Genomic DNA, 21,487 nt, shown 5'->3' with positions numbered 1-21,487 from the left:
ACAATCTGTGTGGACACTGCACTCAACTGCATATCTTTAGGTAAGGAGGTGATCCAACCGCAGGTTCCCCTACGGTTACCTTGTTACGACTTCACCCCAGTCATGAATCACAAAGTGGTAAGCGCCCTCCCGAAGGTTAAGCTACCTACTTCTTTTGCAACCCACTCCCATGGTGTGACGGGCGGTGTGTACAAGGCCCGGGAACGTATTCACCGTAGCATTCTGATCTACGATTACTAGCGATTCCGACTTCACGGAGTCGAGTTGCAGACTCCGATCCGGACTACGACATACTTTATGAGGTCCGCTTGCTCTCGCGAGTTCGCTTCTCTTTGTATATGCCATTGTAGCACGTGTGTAGCCCTACTCGTAAGGGCCATGATGACTTGACGTCATCCCCACCTTCCTCCGGTTTATCACCGGCAGTCTCCTTTGAGTTCCCACCATTACGTGCTGGCAACAAAGGATAAGGGTTGCGCTCGTTGCGGGACTTAACCCAACATTTCACAACACGAGCTGACGACAGCCATGCAGCACCTGTCTCACAGTTCCCGAAGGCACCAATCCATCTCTGGAAAGTTCTGTGGATGTCAAGAGTAGGTAAGGTTCTTCGCGTTGCATCGAATTAAACCACATGCTCCACCGCTTGTGCGGGCCCCCGTCAATTCATTTGAGTTTTAACCTTGCGGCCGTACTCCCCAGGCGGTCGACTTAACGCGTTAGCTCCGGAAGCCACGCCTCAAGGGCACAACCTCCAAGTCGACATCGTTTACAGCGTGGACTACCAGGGTATCTAATCCTGTTTGCTCCCCACGCTTTCGCACCTGAGCGTCAGTCTTTGTCCAGGGGGCCGCCTTCGCCACCGGTATTCCTCCAGATCTCTACGCATTTCACCGCTACACCTGGAATTCTACCCCCCTCTACAAGACTCTAGCTTGCCAGTTTCAAATGCAGTTCCCAAGTTAAGCTCGGGGATTTCACATCTGACTTAACAAACCGCCTGCGTGCGCTTTACGCCCAGTAATTCCGATTAACGCTTGCACCCTCCGTATTACCGCGGCTGCTGGCACGGAGTTAGCCGGTGCTTCTTCTGCGAGTAACGTCAATCCAACAGCGTATTAAGCTATTGGCCTTCCTCCTCGCTGAAAGTGCTTTACAACCCGAAGGCCTTCTTCACACACGCGGCATGGCTGCATCAGGCTTGCGCCCATTGTGCAATATTCCCCACTGCTGCCTCCCGTAGGAGTCTGGACCGTGTCTCAGTTCCAGTGTGGCTGGTCATCCTCTCAGACCAGCTAGGGATCGTCGCCTAGGTGAGCCATTACCTCACCTACTAGCTAATCCCATCTGGGCACATCCGATGGTGTGAGGCCCGAAGGTCCCCCACTTTGGTCCGAAGACGTTATGCGGTATTAGCTACCGTTTCCAGTAGTTATCCCCCTCCATCGGGCAGTTTCCCAGACATTACTCACCCGTCCGCCGCTCGTCACCCAGGAGCAAGCTCCCTGTGCTACCGCTCGACTTGCATGTGTTAGGCCTGCCGCCAGCGTTCAATCTGAGCCATGATCAAACTCTTCAATTAAAAGCTTGATTTGCTTACAATGAGTAAGCGATGCTCGAAAATTAACTTTCGTAATAATTCATTCGCATGAATTACTGCTTGGTCACTCTTCAAGACTTGATATTTTTTTGCTACCGAAGCAGCTGGATATCGTCTTGTGAGTGCCCACACAGATTGTCTGATAAATTGTTAAAGAGCAGTGAGTTACGCGCTTTCGCTTGCTAACTCGAGGTGGCGTATATTACGCTTTCCTCTTTCAGAGTCAACCTTAATTTCAGGTTTTTTCTCTGCGACCCCCGGATACTCTGTGAAGTTGTTCACATGTTCCGTGTCGATGGAGGCGCATTATAGGGAGCTGGTTCAGAATGACAAGGGATAATATGCACTTTTTTTCTGACCGCTCACTATTCATGCATAACGCTGCTTAAACCCGCTTTTTAATCGCTGCAGGCAGCTCTTGCAGGCTGTTTAGCACCCAATCCGCCGCTTTCTCACCTTCTTCAGTGACTGGCTTGCCGGTGCGCACCAACACTTTAGTGCCTACCCCTGCAGCTGCAGCCGCCTGCATGTCCTCGATTTTGTCGCCAACCATATAAGAAGCGGCCAAATCGATGTTCAGTTCTTTCTGCGCCTGCAACAACATGCCCGGCTGCGGTTTGCGGCAATCACAAACCTGGCGATACTCTTCTATTACTGCTTCAGGATGATGTGGGCAGAAATAGATGCCGTCCAGATCGACGTCGCGGTCAGCCATCGACCAGTCCATCCATTCTGTCAGACGCATAAACTGGTCTTCGCTGAATTTACCACGGGCAATGCCAGACTGGTTGGTGACCAGCACCAGTGCGAAGCCCATGCTTTTCAGTTCACGGCAGGCGTCAATCACGCCATCGATAAACTGGAAATCATCTATTTCATGGACGTAGCCATGATCGATATTAATCGTGCCGTCACGATCTAAGAAAATTGCTGGAACGCGTTGTGTCACCGGTATGCTCCTGAAAGCCTGAAAACCGCCACAGTATCGCATGTTTTCGCCGAGACTGAGAATGATGAAGAATAGCGTTAACGTTGACTTGGACGTCTAGACGCCTTAACATCTGATCCAGACCTTGGCGCTGATCAAGGTCTCTCTTTATTAGGCCACGGCAACCAAGCTAAAAATAAGAAGAATATGATTAAACTTTCCAACATCACCAAAGTGTTCCAGCAGGGGTCGCGTTCCATTAGCGCACTCTCTGACGTGACTCTTCACGTTCCTGCCGGACAGATTTATGGCGTCATCGGTGCCTCAGGCGCCGGTAAGAGTACGCTGATCCGCTGCGCAAACATGCTTGAGCGCCCAACGTCAGGTACCGTTCTGGTTGATGGCCAGGATCTGACCTCCCTGTCTGAAGGTGAGCTGACGCGCGCACGCCGCCAGATTGGCATGATCTTCCAACACTTTAACCTGCTCTCTTCACGTACGGTCTTCGGTAACGTTGCCCTACCGTTGGAGCTGGACAACACCCCACGCGCGGAAATCAAAAAACGCGTGGTCGAGCTGCTGGAGCTGGTTGGTCTGTCAGACAAGCACGATGCCTACCCTGCCAATCTGTCAGGCGGCCAAAAGCAGCGTGTGGCCATCGCCCGAGCGCTGGCTAGCAATCCTAAAGTGCTGCTGTGCGACGAAGCGACCAGTGCGCTGGATCCAGCCACCACCCGCTCCATTCTCGAACTGCTGAAAGATATCAACCGCCGTTTGGGGCTGACCATCCTGCTGATCACCCATGAAATGGACGTAGTGAAACGTATCTGCGATCAGGTCGCGGTTATTAGCCAAGGTCAATTGATTGAGAAAGACAGCGTCAGCGAAGTGTTCTCACACCCTAAGACGCCGCTGGCACAGCAGTTTATCCAGGCTACTTTGCATCTGGATATCCCGGACGACTACGCCGCGCGCCTGGTGTCTGAACGTACCGGAGGCCGTCAACCGCTGTTACGCCTGGAGTTTACCGGCCGCTCGGTCGATGCACCGTTACTGTCAGAAGCGGCTCGTCGCTTTAACGTGAACAACAATATTATCAGCGCACAGATGGATTACGCTGGCGGCGTGAAGTTCGGCGTGATGCTGGCTGAACTGCACGGCTCCGATGAAGATGCACAGGCAACGATTAAGTTCCTACAAGAAAATCAGGTAAAAGTAGAGGTTCTGGGTTATGTCTGAGGCAATGATGTGGTTAATGGCACGTGGCGTGTGGGAAACCGTTACGATGACCTTTGTCTCCGGCTTCTTTGGCTTTGTTCTTGGCTTACCGGTTGGCGTACTGTTATATGTGACCCGCCCTGGGCAAATCATTGCCAACAATACCGTCTATAAGGTGTTGTCCGGGTTGGTGAACATTTTCCGTTCCATCCCGTTCATTATCCTGCTGGTCTGGATGATCCCGTTTACTCGCATGATCGTTGGCACCTCTATCGGTTTGCAGGCGGCTATCGTTCCACTGACCGTGGGCGCGGCTCCCTTTATCGCCCGTATGGTAGAAAACGCCCTGTTGGAAATTCCGTCAGGTCTGGTTGAAGCCGCTCGTGCCATGGGTGCGACCCCAATGCAAATCATCACCAAAGTGCTGCTGCCTGAAGCGCTGCCAGGTTTGGTGAATGCCGCTACCATCACGCTGATCACCCTGGTGGGCTATTCTGCAATGGGCGGTGCCGTCGGTGCCGGTGGCTTAGGTCAAATTGGTTATCAGTATGGTTATATTGGTTATAACGCTACCGTGATGAATACGGTATTAATATTACTGGTGGTGCTGGTGTATCTGATCCAGTTTGGTGGCGACCGTATCGTGAAGGCCGTTACCCACAAATAGTTTTACCCACGCGCTGACATCTACTCGATAGCTTTGCTGCATCTGGCAGGATAAAGAGTAAGGCGTATTTCATATGCGAGTCTAATTGAGGAAGGGATATGTCGTTAAAGTTTAAATCCATCGCAACAATCGGCGCACTGATCGGTACTCTGGCTCTGGCCGGTTGTGGCCAGGATGAAAAAGATCCAAACCATATCAAAGTGGGTGTTATTGTTGGTGCTGAGCAGCAAGTGGCTGAAGTGGCACAAAAAGTAGCAAAAGATAAGTATGGCCTGGACGTTGAGCTGGTCACCTTCAACGACTACGTGTTGCCAAACGAAGCCCTGAGCAAAGGCGATATCGATGTCAACGCCTTCCAGCACAAGCCTTACCTGGATCAGCAGATCAAGGATCGTGGTTATAAGCTGGTTACGGTGGGTAACACCTTCGTATACCCGATCGCCGGTTACTCCAAAAAGATCAAATCCATTGATGAGCTGCAAGAAGGTTCACAGGTAGCACTGCCTAACGATCCAACCAACCTGGGCCGTTCACTGTTGCTGCTGCAAAAACAGGGTCTGATCAAGCTGAAAGACGGTGTTGGCCTGCTGCCGACCGTGCTGGACGTGACCGAGAACCCGAAAAACCTGAAGCTGGTTGAACTGGAAGCACCACAGCTGCCACGTTCACTGGACGATCAGCAAATCGCTCTGGCCATCATCAACACCACTTACGCCAGCCAGATTGGTTTGACGCCGGCCAAAGACGGTCTGTTTGTTGAAGATAAAGACTCACCTTACGTCAACATCATGGTTGCCCGTGAAGATAACAAAGACGCGGAAAACGTGAAGAAACTCGTTCAGGCTTACCAGTCTGACGAAGTTAACGAAGCGGCCAACAAGATCTTTAACGGTGGCGCAGTAAAAGGCTGGTAATCATTCATTAGCCATTTTATTCCGATAATTGCAAGACGGGCTACGGCCCGTCTTGTTATTTGTGCCAGAGATTGCTTCAATAGCGCCACTTTGATTATAAAATGGCAGGGACTCTCAATGCGTGTTTTACCTCTCTGTTTGTTAGCGCTCGCGCTGACTGGATGCTCAACGCAGCACACGGCTCCATCCACAACAAACAGCACAACAACTACGGCCGCTCCCGCTCCGGTAAAAGCCACCCCAGCAGCCCGCCCGGCCCCGGTAAAACTGTACAAGAGTGCAGAAGAACTGGTCGGCAAGCCTTTCCGCGATTTAGGTGAGGTTTCTGGCGAATCCTGTCAGACCACGGTTCAGGACTCTCCGCCAAATCTGAATACCGCACGTAAGCGTATGCAGACCCGAGCTTCCTACATGAAGGCCAATGCGGTGCTACTGCATGACTGTCAGATTGTCAGCGGCGTCGCCGGTTGTTACCAGCAGGCCATCTGCCAAGGCTCTGCGCTTAACGTCTCAGCCAAATGACCGATTTTGTTTTTGAGCAGATCGGCACCATCCGTTCTCCGTATAAAGAGAAATTCGCGGTTCCCCGTCAGCCAGGGCTAGTTGAAGACGGCGGCGGTGAACTGGTGTTGTTGCCGCCTTACAATCAGCCCGAAGCGGTACGTGGCCTCAGCGAGTTCAGCCATCTGTGGGTGATGTTTGTGTTTCATCAAACCATGGAAGGAGGCTGGCGTCCCACTGTGCGGCCTCCTCGTCTGGGCGGCAATGCGCGTATGGGCGTGTTCGCCACCCGTTCGACCTTTCGCCCAAACCCGTTGGGTATGTCCTTGATCGAACTGAAAGGCATACGGACTCAAGGGGGCGAGGTGGTACTGGAGCTGGGCAGCCTGGATTTGGTCGACGGTACGCCGGTGGTCGATATCAAACCCTATTTGCCGTTTGCCGAAAGCCATCCGCAAGCGCGAGCCGGGTTTGCACAGGCGGCTCCGGCCGGTGATATGCCGGTGTATTTCTCGCCCGAAGCGGAACAACAGCTGCAGCAACATGTGCGGCGCTACCCCAACCTGCGCCGTTTTATCACTCAGGTTCTGGCGCAAGATCCTCGCCCCGCCTATCGAAAAGAAGAAGCCAGCGGGCGCGAATATGCGGTATGGTTGTTGGAGTTCAACGTGCGCTGGCGGATCGTTGATAGTCAAAGCGAAGTGTTGTCGCTCGACGCCCGTTAAAATTCCGCCCGCTCTCTTTTGACAACCGGCTCGCGCTGGTAAACTAAGCCACTTTTGAAAATTTTGGCGGCCAACCCTGGCAGCCCGATGCAATTTGCAGTTCTAACGGAACCAAAACACCATGCGTACAAGCCAATATCTGCTCTCCACACTGAAGGAGACACCTGCCGACGCCGAAGTGATCAGCCACCAGCTGATGCTACGCGCCGGGATGATCCGCAAGCTGGCCTCCGGTCTTTACACCTGGTTGCCGACCGGCCTGCGCGTTCTGAAGAAGGTTGAAAACATCGTTCGCGAAGAAATGAACAATGCTAACGCGATCGAAGTTTCCATGCCGGTAGTTCAGCCCGCAGACCTCTGGCTGGAAAGTGGCCGCTGGGAGCAATATGGCCCGGAATTGCTGCGCTTTGTCGATCGCGGCGAGCGTCCCTTTGTGCTTGGTCCAACCCATGAAGAAGTGATCACCGATCTGATCCGCAACGAAATCAGCTCCTACAAGCAGCTGCCGCTGAACTTCTTCCAGATCCAGACCAAATTCCGTGACGAGGTTCGCCCGCGTTTTGGCGTAATGCGCTCGCGTGAATTCCTGATGAAGGACGCCTATTCCTTCCACACCACCCAGGAATCCTTGCAGGTCACCTACGACGCGATGTACGAGGCCTACAGCAAGATCTTCAACCGCATGGGTCTGGATTTCCGTCCGGTGCTGGCCGATACCGGTTCTATCGGTGGCAGCGCTTCACATGAGTTCCAGGTGCTGGCAGACAGCGGTGAAGACGATATCGTGTTCTCAACCGGTTCCGACTATGCTGCCAACATCGAGCTGGCCGAAGCGGTTGCCCCTGCTCAGCCACGTGCTGCGGCAACCGAAGAACTGCGCATCATCGATACGCCGAACGCCAAAACCATCGCCGAACTGGTAGAGCAATTCCAACTGCCAGTAGAGAAAACGGTGAAAACCTTGATGGTGCACGCCCGTGAAGAGAGTGGCCACAAGCTGGTTGCCCTGCTGGTGCGCGGCGATCACGAGCTGAATGAAATCAAGGCCGAGAAACTGCCACAGATCGCGGCTCCACTGACTTTCGCCACGGAAGAAGAAATCCGTGCAATCGTCGGCGCAGGCCCAGGCTCCCTTGGTCCTGTCAACCTGCCGATCCCAGTGGTTGTCGATCGCAGCGTAGCGGCCATGAGCGACTTTGGCGCGGGCGCCAACATCGATGGCAAACACTACTTTGGCATCAACTGGGAGCGTGATCTGCCGCTGCCACAGAGCGCCGATATCCGTAACGTGGTGGAAGGCGATGCCAGCCCAGACGGTAAAGGTACGCTGCTGATCAAGCGCGGTATCGAAGTGGGCCACATCTTCCAACTGGGTACCAAGTACTCGGAAGCGATGAAAGCCACCGTACAGGGTGAAGATGGCCGTAATCAGGTGCTGACCATGGGTTGCTACGGCATCGGCGTAACGCGCGTGGTAGCTGCAGCCATCGAACAGAATCACGATGACCGTGGCATTATCTGGCCGGACGCAATTGCCCCGTTCCAGGTAGCTATTCTGCCAATGAACATGCACAAGTCATTCCGCGTGCAGGCTCTGGCTGAGGAACTGTACGATACCCTGCGTTCACACGGCATCGACGTGATCCTCGACGATCGTAAAGAGCGCCCAGGCGTGATGTTTGCCGATATGGAACTGATCGGCGTACCTCACTCCATCGTGATCGGCGATCGTAACCTCGACAGCGAAGAGATTGAGTATAAAAATCGCCGTGTTGGCGAGAAGCAGATGATCAAAACCGGCGAAATCGTTGATTTCCTGCTGGGCCAGATCCAACGCTAATCGCTAGACAAAGCCCCCCAGATGGGGGGCTTTATTAATGGATGTTGTTGTTAAAGGATTAACTTATGCCATTACGCAGCCCCTCGGCTACCCGCCTGTTTGCTTTGCTTTCGGTGTTTTTGACCGGTTGCACCATGGATGTAGGCTTATCCGACCGTGAAAAACACCCCATTAATCCCGTCAACGTTCAGTTCCAATCGTTAAGCTCCGCCCCTGGAAAAACTCTGCGAGAAATCAATCAGGCCGATCTGCAAGAGGGAGACCTGCTGTTCTCCTCAACTATCGGTTTGAAATCACTCGGGATCCGTATCTTGAGTACTTCGTCAGTCAGCCATGTGGCCGTGTATATTGGCGAAGGTCAGGTTGCCGAAGCGGTAGGGGAAGGCGTGCAGATTATCAGCCTGAAAGACGCGCTGACCCATAGCGACAAGATGTTTGCTTTGCGCATCCCCGATCTGACACCGGAGCAGGCTAGCCAGATCCGCCATTTCGCCAGCCAAAAGGCCGGCAGCCGGTATAACTATCTGGGCATTGCCGAGATGGTGCCCTTTATGATGACCAAGCAGCTGTGTTCGCTGAACCCCTTCTCTGCCGATTTCCGCCAGCAATGTGTCAAAGGCTTGGCCGCAGCCCAGCTCAAGTCGCCGACCGGCACCGAGTCGTCCTATTTCTGTTCGGAGTTTGTGATTGCCGCGTTTGAAAACGCCGGGCATCCGTTGACGTTGGCCGCCCCAGGCTGGGTCAGCCCAGGCGATTTACTGCATATGCGGGAAGGGGATATTGCCACGCTGGCACCTAGCAAAGCGCTGGTTTACGTTGGCCATATCAAGCCGGGGATCTATTTACGTTCGCGGACGTTAGCAAAAAACCAGGGCCCTCACCCTAACCCTCTCCCACATGGAGAGGGAACCGATCGAGCTCGCTGATTCTTCTGCGTATTACCTGTTTACTCCTCCATTTCCGAAGTTGCACAGGCCAGCCAAACGCCACAAACTGCGCCCACAGGGAGAGGGAACCGATCGAGCTCGCTGATTCTTCTGCGTATTACCTGTTTGCTCCTCCATTTCCGAAGTTGCACAGGCCAGCCAAACGCCACAAACTGCGCCCACAGGGAGAGGGAACCGATCGAGCTCGCTGATTTTTCTGCGTAATACCTTATCTTTTTATTCCTACGCCCTACATTCCGAAGCCGCACGAACTAATCAACAACTCCGGGCAGCTCCCTCTCCCTGTGGGAGAGGGTTGGGGTGAGGGGAATCAGTTAGCACAGCTCTTATTGCTATCAAAGGCGATTTTGCCACCCGGCTCCGGGATCAGCGCTTTTTCCATCTGCCCTTCTTCCATAGAAGGTTGCACGCTGAAATGCCCGTTCAACATCAGGAATACCGGTTCGCCCGGTGCCCGCTGAGCCTTCAGATAGCCCTGCTCCAACGCGATATTATTCGCTACCGGGAAGGTTTTGCCAGTGGCACAATCCTGGAATACCGCCGCGTCGGCCATATAGGTATACAACCCGGTCAACGGCATCGGAGTTTTCGGCAAGGCTTTGGTCACCGGCGACAGCACATAATTAAGCTGGGAGACAATCGGTGCTCCACTGCGGTCCAGCATTCTCAATTGCTTGCCTTCCGGATGGAAATAACGTTTTTCACCGTTGCTTTCGGTCAGCACCAGCTTGTCTGCCGTACGCGCCCATGTGCCGTAGCTAGCAAAGGTGCTGTCGCCATCTCTTGAGCCGCGATAGGTTTCCTGCAAGATAAAGGTGCCGTCTTGATCGAGGAACAGTGTGGTATCCAGCCCAGTGCAATCGGCACAAGGCAATAATCCCTGATAGCTCTGTTGCATCGGCTGAAGCGGCTGTTCTTTTGGCTGGTATTGATTGTTACATCCCAGCAATGAAAGGGCTCCTGCCGCTAAAAACAGGGCAATGGTTATTTGCTTCAAGTTATTCTCCTGTTGTCATCCGTTGATGCCAAGACGCCGCCTAAGGTAAAACCTTGCCGCGCAGCGCCTTGGTCGCGCCTTTACGCACTTTGCCTTCGAGACGGCGTAATTTGGCACCTTTACTCGGTTTGGTGGCCCTGCGCGTCTTTTCGACCACCATCGCCTGTTGGATCAGCGCCACCAGCCGGGCCAGTGCCGCTTCACGATTCATTTCCTGGCTGCGATACTCCTGCGCTTTGATAATCACCACCCCATCACCGGTCACTAAATGATGATTAAGCGCCAGCAGCCGTTCTTTATAGTACTCTGGCAGGCTGGACGCCCGGATGTCAAAGCGCAAATGGATCGCCGTTGAGGTTTTGTTCACATGCTGGCCACCCGCACCCTGCGCGCGGATCGCCGTTAATTCTATTTCGCTGTCCGGTATGGCTACGTTTCTTGACAGTTCCAGCACCGGTTATTCCTGCGCCTGCTGCCATTCGGCAAATTGAATTTCCAGACTATTCTGAAGGTCTGACAGCCAGATAGTGCCTTCCTGCAGCGTGGCCTGTAGCGTCATATTGCGGCAGGCTAACGCGGTCAAGCGGGACAGTTGTTCATCATCGAGAAAACGGATGCTCAGGTTCTTGTGGTTGGCCACCTTGCTCTGCATAGACTGCCACCAGACATGCCCAGCGCGATCGCCATAGGCGTAAAGCACCACCCGAGGTGACTGATTACAGGCCTTTTTGATGCGTTTCTCATCCGGCAGCCCCAGCTCTATCCACATTTCCAGCCCGTTATGGTCGTTACGCCGCCAGATTTCCGGCTCGTCTTCCGCACTCAGGCCTTTGGTAAACGCCAGGCGTTCATCGGCATGGCAGATCCAGGCCAGCAGGCGCAGCATCATGCGCTGTTCGGTTTCTGAAGGATGCTGGGCCAGGGTGAGTGTGGTATCAAAGTAAAAGTGACGATCCATATCAGCGATATTGAGCGTGGCTTTGTAAATTGTTGCTTTCAGCGCCATGGGTAACCTCTTTATTAACAAGCCACATTGTACTTGATCAGGGCAGCCCGCAGCCAGCACGGGGAGCGTCAGGAGTGGACTAATGCCCAAAAAGAGGAACTAATAACTCACTAACACCTGTGCTATAGTCCTTTAGATAGGATTTAACCCCGAGTGTCTGTGCCTTATTGCAGCCTGCGTGGCGATAATGCAGAGATCCTAAAGGGAGGCCATTGTGCAACAATACTGTGAGTTAGTACGACGTTTTTACGCTCAGATCGGCAGTGGAGATCTAGGCTACGTGCCGGATGCACTAGCATGTGTGTTAAAGGCATTGGACGAGGTTGCCGCGAATAGCGAGCTACCGTCCTCCGTTAGGGAACAGGCGGCATTTGCCGCCGCTAACTTATTGGTGAGCGACCATGTTGATGAATGATGAGTACCAATCCATCAATTGCGATGACTATGAAAGCCTGGAACTCGCCTGTCAGCATAACTACATTCTGAAGCTAGAGTTACGCGACGGAGAGAAGTTCGAAGGCATTGCCACCGAGTTGAAATTTACCAAGGGCGTTGAGTACCTGATTGTCGATCAGGCCGGTAGCGCTCTCAGCTTGCGTCTGGATCACATCCTCAGTTTCAGTCATCCGGAAATCGGTACCGTGGTTGTCAGCCTGTCAGACTGACTTTGCGGTAACGCCATCTCCACAGGGCAGCCCACGGGCTGCCCTCGTCATTTAAGGCTTCAGGCTGGCGTAATAGGCCGCCAGGTCGGCAATATCCTCATCCGACAGACCCGATACATAGGCCTTCATCACTTCAGCCTGCCCGCCAGAGCGCTCTCCTTTCTTGTAAGCCTGCAAAGAGTGCTCCAGGTACATTTGATTCTGCCCGGCCAGGTTCGGGTACATAGGTACCGAAACCTTACCTTCCGCGCCGTGGCAGGCCATGCAGCTGGCCGATTTATTCTTTCCTGCCGCCGCATCGCCCGCCGCCATGGCGGAAAAACTCAGCACGCCGGCCATCACTACCATCAAGCTCACCAATTTCATTGCCCACTCCTCACAGCAGATTGTTATTATTTTTTTTCCAGCCAAGCCGCCAAGCCGGTTGCCCCGCAGACGCTTGCCCTTCCTCAGTAATAAATACGCCCACGGCAGCGATTAACTGCTCATCATAGTAGAGCAATGGGATACGTTCACGCTGCCACGGTGGAATCGCCAACTCTTGCCACAGTTTTTTTATCGGACGTGAACCGGCACGGCCAACAATCCGCGCCCTACCCTTGGCGGTAAAACGCACGCTGACCGACTCATGCTCTAAAGGGGCACGTACCTGGCATTCACCTTCGCCCACGTACAGAGTACCCAGTCCGTCTGGTAACGCCAATGGAGCCTCATTAGGCCAGGGCAATTGTGTGCCGCTAAGATCAGGCATCAGCGGTAGCAGATATAAGCGCTGGCGAAAACGGCGGATCTGGTAGTTGCCGAGTTGCAGTTGCGGTTCGGCATCTTCCCGGCTTAACGCCACTTCCTGCCATAGCCGATGCAAGCCATCTCGCGCAGGCATGGTGACGCTAAACAGCCCAATCCAGCGCCGTAGCAAAGCATAGCGCCTGGCCGCAGAACAGGTAGCCAATTCGGCGATAGCGAGCGAGTTTTCGCCATCCAGCAGTTGGGCCAATTGCTCGGCCAGCAGCTCATCCAGCAGTTGCTCCTGCTCGGCGCATAATTCAGCGCTGCGGGCGGTGGCGGCAGCAAAATGCGGCCAACGCTGATTCACTATCGGCAGAACGTTCAGACGTAAGAAGTTGCGATCGAAGCGGGGATCCTGATTGCTGTCATCCTCGATCCACTGCAATTGATGCTGGTGTGCGTAAGCTTCCAACTGCTGGCGCGATATTCCCAACAGCGGGCGCAATAAGGCATTGTTCCCCAAACGGGTTTGTGCCGCCATGGCAGACAGCCCCGCAGGGCCGCTGCCCCGTTTTAAGGCTAGCAAGAAGGTTTCACATTGATCGTCAAGATGCTGCGCCGTCAGCAAAGTCTCGTCTACGGCCAACGTTTCTGCGAAAGCAGCGTAGCGGGCCGAACGGGCCGCGGCTTCAATGCCTCCTGGCCGTCCCTCAAGCTGCACATGTTGCACCACCAGTGGCACCTGCCAGCGTTCGCATTGCTGCTGGCAATGTGCCACCCAATCATCGGCAAAACGGCTCAGGCCATGGTGGACATGCACCGCGCGCAGGGCAATGTCCGGTTGCTGCTGGCGCAACAGCACCAGCAGATGCAACAGTACGCTGGAATCCAGGCCGCCGCTGAACGCCAGCAGCAGTTGGCGCTCAGCCCCTAGATGGTCGGCAATCTGTGTCAGGAGGTGGTGGGTCTTCATCAATTGGGCTTAGTGACATCTACATAGCTGCACGTTAACCAGCCCACCGCCATCAATCAAGCATTAACCGCACTATCATTGCGCCGGGTCATTCCCCACCACAACGCCAGAGCCGCCAGCACCAAGGCGGCACTGCCTGCAGCTCCCCAGCCTATCTGGGTGAAAACCTTGCCGTAAGCTTCAATCATCGCATTACCCAATTGGCTTTCGGTGGTCTGGTTGGCAATCAGGCCCGCGAGATAATTAGCCACCGAGCCGGTCGCCAGCATATAAATACCGGTCAACACGCCGGTGACGCCAGGAATATCCAACCGGGTGATTTGGGCCATCGCCACCGGGTCGATAAACAGTTCGGCAAATCCCATCACCGCCAGCCCCGCCACCATCATCCCCATCGAGGCCTGGCCATGCAGTTCCCCCCAGCGCGCATTTAGCGCCATCAGCATAAAGCCCACCGCAATCAACAGCAGGCCAAAGGCAAACTTGCACCAGATGCGCACGGTCTGAGCGTTTCCCTGGCTGCTACGCATCAGCCAGGCCAGCAGCACGCCGCCCAGCATGACCGCAAAGGCGTTTACCGACTGGAACAGCGCCGTAGGCACCGACCAGGAGAACCATTGCCGGTCAACAAAGTGATCGATAAACAGGCTGATCGAACTGCCGCCCTGTTGGGCAAAGGCCCAAAACAGCGTCCCCAGCAGCATCAAGATGATGATTTGCCATAACGCCCGACGCTGTTCACCACTCACCCGCCAGAGGATACGCATGACGATCACCACTGCCGCGGCGCACACAACACCAAGCAGATACCCGGCCCAGTTGTGAATAAACAACAGCGCGAAAAACAGTGGAGCACACAACACCCCAACCACCAGCCAGAACCAATGCGGCAAGCGTAGCGTGGTGGCCTGTATCAGCGGGATATTCACCCCGCGCGTATGCCGAAAATGTTTACTCCCCGACAGGAAGATCATCAGCCCGGCAAACATCCCTATTCCCGCCAGCGCAAAGCCGACGTGCCAGCCATAACGTTCAGCGGCCAACCCACAGGCGATCGGAGCCAGGATAGAGCCAACGTTCCCCGCAGCATACAGCAGAGAAAACCCGCCTTCCCGCCGTGGGTCCTGCGCCTGATACAGCTCTCCCAGCAGGCAGCTGATATTGGATTTAAACAGGCCGTAGCCGCAGATGATAATGCCCAGCGCCAGATAAAGAGAGTTGGCAGAGACCGCCCCCAGCCCCAGAACGATGTGACCCAAGGTCATCAAGGCCGCCCCGGCAATCACCGAGACGCGGTTGCCCAACAGGCGATCGGCCAGCAGGCCGCCCAGAATGGGGGTGACATAAACCAAAGAGGCGTAAGCGCTGAAAAGGGTGATGGCGTGGCTATCGGAATAGCCTAACTGGTGGGTCAGATAGAGGATCAGTAACGCGCGCATGCCGTAAAAACTAAAATACTCCCAGATTTGGATCGCAACGACATAGTAGATAGCGCGCGGCTGTGAGGGTGTTTTCATGGTGTACTCCCATCAGGATAACCAAGGGGAAAGCGTCTATGCTTTCCCCTGTGATGCCATTATTCCGCTTTCAGCACTTTCACCGTGTAGCGGCCATCCGGCTGGCGGTACGCCCCGTGAATATCGGTCTCAAAGCCCGGATAATGCGCGCCGATTTCACACAGCATTTGCAGGAACTCCAACACCGGGCGGCTTTCTTCGGTCAGCATTTCCCCCGGCATCACCAACGGTACACCTGGAGGATAAGGCAGGATCATATTGGCATTGACCTTGCCGACCATATCCTCCAGATAGACTTCCTCCACTTCGCCGTGCAGCTCTTTCTGGAAGGCGTGGTAAGGGTTCATCACCATGGTTGGCAGCACTTCAAACGCACGGTACATCAGGTCCGGCAGGTTGTGATGCTCGACCAGGCGATGAATGTTCTGCGCCAGATCCTGGATGCGCATGTTTTCATAGAACTCAGGCGCTTCCTGATACAGCGATGGCAGCATGTTTTTCACCCGCAGGTTCAAATCGAACGAGCGTTTGAAATCGGTCATCGCGCGCAGCAGGCTCAACGCTTTAGTTTTATCGATACCAATGCTGAACAGGAACAGCAGGTTGTACGGGCCGGTTTTCTCCACGATGATGCCGCGCTCATCCAGGTATTTGGCGACCAGGCTGGCCGGGATACCGAACGGCTGCATCTCACCTTCTTTGCTCATCCCTGGGGTGAGAATGGTCACCTTGATCGGGTCGAGATACATGTGTTCGTTATCGATGTTTTTGAAGCCGTGCCAGGCGCTGTCGGAACGCAGCGGCCAGCATTCTGGCTCATCGATATGCTCCGGCTGCCAGACGTCGAAGAACCAGCCTTCGGACTCCACTTTCAGCCGTTTGATTTCCTTACGGAACTTGATGGCACGCTCGATGGAACCGTTAATCATGCGCTTACCGGCGTTGCCCTTCATCATCGCAGCGGCGGTTTCGGTGGACGCCACGATACCGTAATGAGGCGAGGTAGTGGTGTGCATCATATAGGCTTCGTTAAAGGTCTCTTCGTTGATGTCCCCTTTAACGTGGATCATCGAAGCCTGCGAGAACGCCGCCAGCAGTTTGTGGGTCGACTGGGTTTCATAGATCACCTTGCCTTCAACCCGGCCCCCGCTCATACCGCATTTGCCTTTGTAGATCGGATGGAAGTTGGTGTAAGGCACCCAGGCGGAATCAAAGTGGATCGATTTAACGTCCAGAGTCTGTTTGATGAAATCGGTGTTGTAGAGCAGGCCGTCGTAGGTGGAATTGGTGATCACCGCGTGCGCTGGCCAGCTGGCGTTCGGCGTTTCTTTCACCCGCTTGGCGATAGTGGCGTGGCTGAATTCGCTCTGCGGGATACCGCCGAGAATACCGTAGGCATTGCGGGTTGGCCGGAAGTAGATCGGCGTGATGTCACTCATCATCATCAGATGGGTCAATGATTTGTGGCAGTTACGGTCGATCAGCACGGTGCTGCCTGCCGGAGCGGCATACATACCAACAATCTTGTTGGCGGTGGAGGTGCCGTTGGTCACCATGTAGCTGCGTTCGGCATTGAACACGCGGGAAATGTACTCTTCGGCCTCTTTGTGCGGGCCGGAGTGATCCAACAGCGAACCCAGTTCGGAAACCGAAATGGAGATGTCAGACTTCATGGTATTCGGGCCAAAGAAGTCATAGAACAGGCTGCCCACCGGGCTTTTCTGGAAGGCGGTGCCGCCCATATGGCCTGGAGTACAGAAGGTATATTTGCCTTCACGCACGTATTTGAACAGCGCCTTGGTCAGCGGTGGCAGGATGGCATCGATATACTCGTCGGTGTTCTGTTTGATCTTGTCGGCGATATCTTTTGCCGCGCCCAGCGCGTATTCGAAGAAGCGCACCTGCATGCGCAGATCGTTAAGGCTGACATCGAGCGTCGAATAGGTGTTGGCAAAGGCATACAGCGGCATGTATTCATTGAGTTGGCTGATCTCTTCGCACAGCTCAAGGTTGTATTTGTCCCAGTCGAAAATCACGCCGCACAGGCGGGCATTGTTTTCGATCAGCTTTAATAAATCTTCACGGTCATTAGGGTAGACGATGCGGAAGTCCAGGCTTTCCAGCGCCTGATGCAGTTCGCGGATCGGCTCTTCTTTGAAGTAGACACCCATGTGATTCATGATGGCAATAACGTTCATAATCATTTCTCCAGGCAGTCGGGCCCCTTCCCGTCGCGGCTGACAGGTCGGAAAGAAAGGGGCTGGGTAAATTCAGTGGGTCAGAGCACGCAATCTCAGTGCGCTTTGGCCGTGGCGCTGTCGTTGACCGCTGCGGCTGCTTTGGCAACCTGGCGGGTATTCATTTTGCGGGCATAGAACATCAGGATGATCAGGCTGACGATAAAGGTGCCGGACAGCTCGAAGGAGTTGGCGCCCATCAGGGCGATAAAGCAGAATCCACAGCCCAGTACCGACGCCACCAGGCTTAGCAGGTTACGCACGTTGACGCCTTCAAAGCGGATCAGGTCAACGCAGGAGTAGAAGTAAGGCAGCATGGTCAGCAGCACCGCGATACCAGTCAGTTCGCCGAACAGGTCGGAAGCCTTGCCGCCGCTGGAGTTCATCACGGTGATCAACACCATCAGCGCGGTCATTTTGCAGCTTGCCAACAGCAGGCCCTTCTTCGGAATGCCGTTTTTATCCAGTTCGCCATACACTTTCGGGAAGTTGCCGTCGTTGGCCGCACGCACCCCGGCCTGACCTACCAGCATCATCCAGGACCCCAACGAGGTCAGGCAGGCAAAGGCGGTGAAGGCGGATACCATCGGAGCTGCCCAGTTACCCATAATGGCGGAGGCGCTGATGGCGAATGGCGCACCGCTGGCGGCCATTTGCTCCGCAGGGAACATCCCGCTCATCACCTGAGTGGCGGCAATATAGATAATCCCAGCCAGGCCGGTACCCAGCATGGTTGCCAGCGGCACGGTACGTTTGGGGTTTTTCACCATCCCGGTGCTGACGGCGGCGGATTCAACGCCGATAAACGCCCACAGGCAGAGCAGGATACTTTTCACCACTGCATGGCTATCGGTGGTGCCCGAGGTATTCCAGTTGGCTTGATAGGTGGCAACATCAAACCAGTGCCAACCGGCCACGGCGGTGACCACTACCGGGATCAAGACCAGCACCAGGCCCAGCGTGGTCAAGCGGCTGACCCAGGTGCCTCCCAGCAGATTGACAAAGGTGAATATCCAGACGATGGCGATACAGGCAATCCCGGCCGGTACCGGATTATTCAACGCGGGGAAGAAAGTCGAGAGATAAGAAACGGCGGTAATGCCGATTGCCAGATTACCGATCCAGTTGGCATGGTAGTAAAGTACGCCAGTCTGGAAACCGAACGCCGGGGAGATTTCCCCCGCATAGGCAATTGGCCCACCCTGCTGCGGGTTTTTGGTCGCCAAACGGGCGTAAACATAAGCCAATGACATCGCGCCGATGATAGAAATCACCCATCCCCAGATGGCGATAGATCCCAGACTTGCCAGGTTTGCCGGTAATAAGGCAATCCCGCTGCCCATCATATTACCGGCGACGACGCCGGTGCAGGCAATAAGCCCTATTTTCTTGGATGAAGCCATGGTCAGTTTCTCCTGATTATCGATGCTGGTAAGTGCTGAGCATTAAGAGGCGAGATTAATGAACAGACTTGATAATCAGGATGCTAACGATCGGCCAAAATAAAGTCCTAAAGATAAGGTGAAATTACGCTCAGGGTGCGACAAATGATAACCGGAGGTTTTTGGTGAAAACATCAAGATGGCAGGATGAGCTAAAGAAAATATAAAGCTTGTTTATAATCAAAAAGATAATGACATAAGGTCGCGGGGATTAACAGTGAAGCAGAGGGGAGCCATACAGAACGCCGACACGCCGTAAACCCGTCCATGGGGGCTCGAATCGCGCATCCCTGCGCTCAACGGTCGGCTAACCTGTATGGCTCCCCTCTGCCTTAAGCTTTAGGTGGTGCTGTATTTATGGTAATGGTCAACAATGAAGTTATTTTTGCGTGTCGTAATTGTCCAAATAAGGAACAACTGCGGTGACTGAGGTCTGGAATACGCCATTACGGATCCAATGCAGCGTATTTTCACCGGGGCGAAGGTTGAAAGCCGTAATATAAGAATCCGCAGCCTGATGGTTATGGCCCTGCATTTCGTAGACTTTGCCTAGTAATACATAGTTCAACCATGACATCTGTAGATCGATAGCTTTATTAATGGCGCGATAAGCCTCATCGGTTTTTCCCTGCGACAAGGCATCGACGGTAACTATCTGCTGCAAGATGGGTGAATCTACCAATGCTGGTAACGTCCCCAGGCGGGTAATATCCGTTCGTAGCTGTGCTAGTTCGGCCGCATCAAGGGGTTGGTAGGAGTTACGCAACAAATCCACCAGCGCTTTTTCGGCGACAGCATACTCAAAGTCCGGCGAGGCTTTGATTATCGCCTCCAATTGGCTGCTGGCGCGGGTCAGTGAGTCCGCATCTCCCTGTACCAGCAACTGATGTGCCTGATAGAAACGCTGCAGCGCCGGGCCATTTTGCGGCAGCAACTGCGCCAAACGCTGTGCCAGTTGCTGCGGCCAAGGCTGTTTCAACGCTGCCGACAGGCTGGTAAGGAAATCCTGCTGAATTTTTAGCTGATTATCGGTGGTAATAAAGTAGCGCTTATCCAGCATGATCGAGCTGTCGGCATTATCCACCAGCCGCACCGACAGGAAGCATTGCTGGGCACGGTAATGGCGTTGGTTAACGAACTCGATATACAGCGACTTGCCGGAGCTGCTCGGCCCGGCAAAGTTGTAATTGGTCTGATCGTGTACCAGGAACGTGGAATAGGTATTCAGCGCGTCGGTGACCAGTTCACTCACGCCAACCACGTAAGAGAGCTGTGGCGTCCAGTTGCTGCAACTGTTACCCCCCTGGATACGAATATCGATATCACGCGGGTTGAGCAACACCGGCATAGTGGACACCGGTATGCGCTGAGACAGGGTCGCAATGCCAACAAAGGCGACGCAGGCAGACAGCGCCGCCAGGAAAGCCAGCCAGACCCAAAAGGGTGAGCGTTGATAAAAACGGCCTGCCGCAGTAGGTAACAGGGTCTTTGGCTTGGTGGCCGGGCGCGGCGGTATATAGGCGGGAGCCTCTTCCTCGCTGCCATCTTCCGGCTCATGCATTACCACGGCCACCTGGGGTAGCAACGGCGGCGCGTCTTCCCCCTCTTCACACCACATGACCGGTGCCGTCAGTTTATAACCGCGTTTGGGGACGGTGATGATGTATTCGGGGCTGTCTGGATCGCCGTCTTTCAGATATTTGCGCAGTTCGGAAATACACTGGGTCACCACATGGTTGGTGACGATATTGCGCTTCCAGATGTTATCAATCAGCTCGTCGCGGCTGAGCACCACGTCCGGGTGCTGAGCAAAGTACTGCAACATATCGATCAGGCGCGGTTCCAGCGTCCGTTGACGCCCATCACGGCTTATACGGTTGTCGGCCGGGGTGATCAGCCACTCCCCGACGCGGAAAACAGGCTCTTGCATGGTGGAAATAACTCTGTGGACACTGAGGGCAAGGGCGCGATGATAGCATAACGACCCATAACTTGGGCCGTTCTCAGCAGATTAAGCATTCATAGTTCATATAATTCGAGCGGTAATCCGTCAGGATCGCTGAAAAAGGTAAAACGGGATTGGGTATAGGGATCGACCCGAACCGGCTCGCAAACGACCCCTGCCGCCTGTAAATGCGCGATCGACGCCTCGATATCCTCTACGCTGAATGCCAGGTGACGCAGGCCACAGGCCTCCGGGCGGCTCGGCCTGGCAGGAGGGGATGGGAAGGAGAACAGTTCAATGACGTATTGGCCATTCAGTGCCAGATCGGCTTTCCAGGAGTCACGCTCTTCGCGGTAATATTCCGCTAACAGGGTGAACCCCAGGATATCGCAATAAAAGTGCTTACTGGCGGCGTAATCAGAACCAATCACCGCTATATGGTGAACCTGTCGTAATGCCAACATGGATGGACTCCGTAAGTTATTTAGTGACCCCTCACCCCAACCCTCTCCCACAGGGAGAGGGAGCTGGTACAGAGCCGTTTTCAGGTACAGAAGTCTGTCTTTAACCAGGCTAGTGTTGAGGACCAATGCAGTAGCAAAGATGTGGCACTATCGGTCCCCTCTCCCTGTGGGA

The 21,487-nt window shown here is 54.3% G+C and carries 20 protein-coding genes and 1 rRNA gene; 9 read left to right on the top strand and 12 right to left on the bottom strand.

The window, feature by feature from the left end; translation table 11 throughout:
• Window positions 1-41: 41 nt before the first annotated feature.
• Window positions 42-1,582 (bottom strand): 16S ribosomal RNA (locus ACX9GU_RS05710).
• A 403-nt stretch (window positions 1,583-1,985) separates the two neighbouring features.
• Window positions 1,986-2,549 carry a D-glycero-beta-D-manno-heptose 1,7-bisphosphate 7-phosphatase gene (gene gmhB / locus ACX9GU_RS05705; protein ID WP_021179944.1) on the bottom strand — a complete coding sequence of 188 codons (564 nt, stop codon included), beginning with the start codon at window positions 2,547-2,549 and terminating at the stop codon, window positions 1,986-1,988.
• A 186-nt stretch (window positions 2,550-2,735) separates the two neighbouring features.
• Here gmhB and metN point away from each other — a divergent pair, with 186 nt between their 5' ends.
• The 7 genes from metN to ACX9GU_RS05670 all read left to right on the top strand — a co-directional run bounded on the left by metN (window position 2,736) and on the right by ACX9GU_RS05670 (window position 9,319).
• Window positions 2,736-3,767, top strand: a complete 1,032-nt coding sequence (gene metN / locus ACX9GU_RS05700) for a methionine ABC transporter ATP-binding protein MetN (RefSeq protein WP_473194108.1) — start codon at window positions 2,736-2,738, stop codon at window positions 3,765-3,767.
• Window positions 3,760-4,413 (top strand): methionine ABC transporter permease MetI, encoded by a 654-nt coding sequence (locus tag ACX9GU_RS05695; RefSeq protein WP_021179942.1) that lies wholly within the window; start codon window positions 3,760-3,762, stop codon window positions 4,411-4,413. The genes metN and ACX9GU_RS05695 overlap by 8 nt, the downstream gene beginning before the upstream one ends.
• A 98-nt stretch (window positions 4,414-4,511) precedes the next feature.
• A complete protein-coding gene (locus ACX9GU_RS05690; RefSeq protein WP_473194107.1) occupies window positions 4,512-5,327 on the top strand; it encodes a MetQ/NlpA family lipoprotein in 816 nt (271 codons plus the stop codon).
• Between the two features lie 117 nt (window positions 5,328-5,444).
• The gene (rcsF, locus tag ACX9GU_RS05685) at window positions 5,445-5,849 is read left to right on the top strand and encodes an Rcs stress response system protein RcsF (RefSeq protein WP_024485562.1); all 405 of its coding nucleotides are present in this window, start codon (window positions 5,445-5,447) and stop codon (window positions 5,847-5,849) included.
• Window positions 5,846-6,553 (top strand): tRNA (N6-threonylcarbamoyladenosine(37)-N6)-methyltransferase TrmO, encoded by a 708-nt coding sequence (gene tsaA / locus ACX9GU_RS05680; protein ID WP_473194106.1) that lies wholly within the window; start codon window positions 5,846-5,848, stop codon window positions 6,551-6,553. The genes rcsF and tsaA overlap by 4 nt, the downstream gene beginning before the upstream one ends.
• 121 nt (window positions 6,554-6,674) lie before the next feature.
• The gene (gene proS, locus ACX9GU_RS05675) at window positions 6,675-8,393 is read left to right on the top strand and encodes a proline--tRNA ligase (protein WP_473194105.1); all 1,719 of its coding nucleotides are present in this window, start codon (window positions 6,675-6,677) and stop codon (window positions 8,391-8,393) included.
• 65 nt (window positions 8,394-8,458) lie between these two features.
• Window positions 8,459-9,319: a YaeF family permuted papain-like enzyme gene (locus ACX9GU_RS05670; protein ID WP_473194104.1), complete on the top strand. Its 861-nt coding sequence runs from the start codon at window positions 8,459-8,461 to the stop codon at window positions 9,317-9,319.
• 331 nt (window positions 9,320-9,650) lie between these two features.
• Here the strand turns inward: ACX9GU_RS05670 and nlpE are convergent, their stop codons facing one another.
• Genes nlpE through ACX9GU_RS05655 form a run of 3 tightly spaced genes read right to left on the bottom strand, consistent with a single transcriptional unit; the run spans window position 9,651 to window position 11,343 of the window.
• Window positions 9,651-10,337: an envelope stress response activation lipoprotein NlpE gene (nlpE, locus tag ACX9GU_RS05665; protein ID WP_473194103.1), complete on the bottom strand. Its 687-nt coding sequence runs from the start codon at window positions 10,335-10,337 to the stop codon at window positions 9,651-9,653.
• 40 nt (window positions 10,338-10,377) lie between these two features.
• Window positions 10,378-10,791 (bottom strand): alternative ribosome rescue aminoacyl-tRNA hydrolase ArfB, encoded by a 414-nt coding sequence (arfB, locus tag ACX9GU_RS05660; RefSeq protein ID WP_473194102.1) that lies wholly within the window; start codon window positions 10,789-10,791, stop codon window positions 10,378-10,380.
• A gap of 3 nt (window positions 10,792-10,794) precedes the next feature.
• On the bottom strand, window positions 10,795-11,343 hold the full coding sequence (locus ACX9GU_RS05655) for a YaeQ family protein (protein ID WP_473194101.1): 549 nt from the start codon (window positions 11,341-11,343) through the stop codon (window positions 10,795-10,797).
• A 214-nt stretch (window positions 11,344-11,557) separates the two neighbouring features.
• Here ACX9GU_RS05655 and ACX9GU_RS05650 point away from each other — a divergent pair, with 214 nt between their 5' ends.
• The gene (locus ACX9GU_RS05650; RefSeq protein WP_024529521.1) at window positions 11,558-11,758 is read left to right on the top strand and encodes a YaeP family protein; all 201 of its coding nucleotides are present in this window, start codon (window positions 11,558-11,560) and stop codon (window positions 11,756-11,758) included.
• Window positions 11,751-12,008 (top strand): Rho-binding antiterminator, encoded by a 258-nt coding sequence (gene rof / locus ACX9GU_RS05645; RefSeq protein WP_223499701.1) that lies wholly within the window; start codon window positions 11,751-11,753, stop codon window positions 12,006-12,008. Before ACX9GU_RS05650 ends, rof begins: the two co-directional genes overlap by 8 nt.
• A 51-nt stretch (window positions 12,009-12,059) precedes the next feature.
• On the opposite strand, the gene ACX9GU_RS05640 is transcribed toward rof, so the two are convergent.
• The 7 genes from ACX9GU_RS05640 to ACX9GU_RS05610 all read right to left on the bottom strand — a co-directional run bounded on the left by ACX9GU_RS05640 (window position 12,060) and on the right by ACX9GU_RS05610 (window position 21,315).
• Window positions 12,060-12,374 (bottom strand): c-type cytochrome, encoded by a 315-nt coding sequence (locus ACX9GU_RS05640; protein ID WP_209528788.1) that lies wholly within the window; start codon window positions 12,372-12,374, stop codon window positions 12,060-12,062.
• A gap of 10 nt (window positions 12,375-12,384) precedes the next feature.
• Complete coding sequence (gene tilS / locus ACX9GU_RS05635; protein ID WP_473194100.1) at window positions 12,385-13,710, bottom strand: tRNA lysidine(34) synthetase TilS; 1,326 nt, start codon at window positions 13,708-13,710, stop codon at window positions 12,385-12,387.
• A 56-nt stretch (window positions 13,711-13,766) separates the two neighbouring features.
• Entirely contained in the window at window positions 13,767-15,227 is a 1,461-nt protein-coding gene (gene dtpD / locus ACX9GU_RS05630) for a dipeptide permease DtpD (RefSeq protein ID WP_473194099.1), read from the bottom strand.
• A gap of 59 nt (window positions 15,228-15,286) precedes the next feature.
• Window positions 15,287-17,425 (bottom strand): lysine decarboxylase CadA, encoded by a 2,139-nt coding sequence (gene cadA, locus ACX9GU_RS05625; protein WP_473194098.1) that lies wholly within the window; start codon window positions 17,423-17,425, stop codon window positions 15,287-15,289.
• 95 nt (window positions 17,426-17,520) lie between these two features.
• Window positions 17,521-18,867, bottom strand: a complete 1,347-nt coding sequence (gene cadB / locus ACX9GU_RS05620) for a cadaverine/lysine antiporter (RefSeq protein WP_473194097.1) — start codon at window positions 18,865-18,867, stop codon at window positions 17,521-17,523.
• A gap of 418 nt (window positions 18,868-19,285) precedes the next feature.
• Window positions 19,286-20,836: a lysine decarboxylation/transport transcriptional activator CadC gene (gene cadC / locus ACX9GU_RS05615; protein ID WP_473194096.1), complete on the bottom strand. Its 1,551-nt coding sequence runs from the start codon at window positions 20,834-20,836 to the stop codon at window positions 19,286-19,288.
• A gap of 89 nt (window positions 20,837-20,925) precedes the next feature.
• Window positions 20,926-21,315, bottom strand: coding sequence for a VOC family protein (locus ACX9GU_RS05610; protein WP_098929928.1), 390 nt, complete (start codon window positions 21,313-21,315; stop codon window positions 20,926-20,928).
• Between the last annotated feature and the right edge of the window lie 172 nt (window positions 21,316-21,487).

It is taken from the genome of Serratia sp. K1WW1 (genome assembly GCF_055790865.1).
Note: the sequence above shows the minus strand (reverse complement) of the source record. Positions and strands in the feature narration are given on the sequence as shown.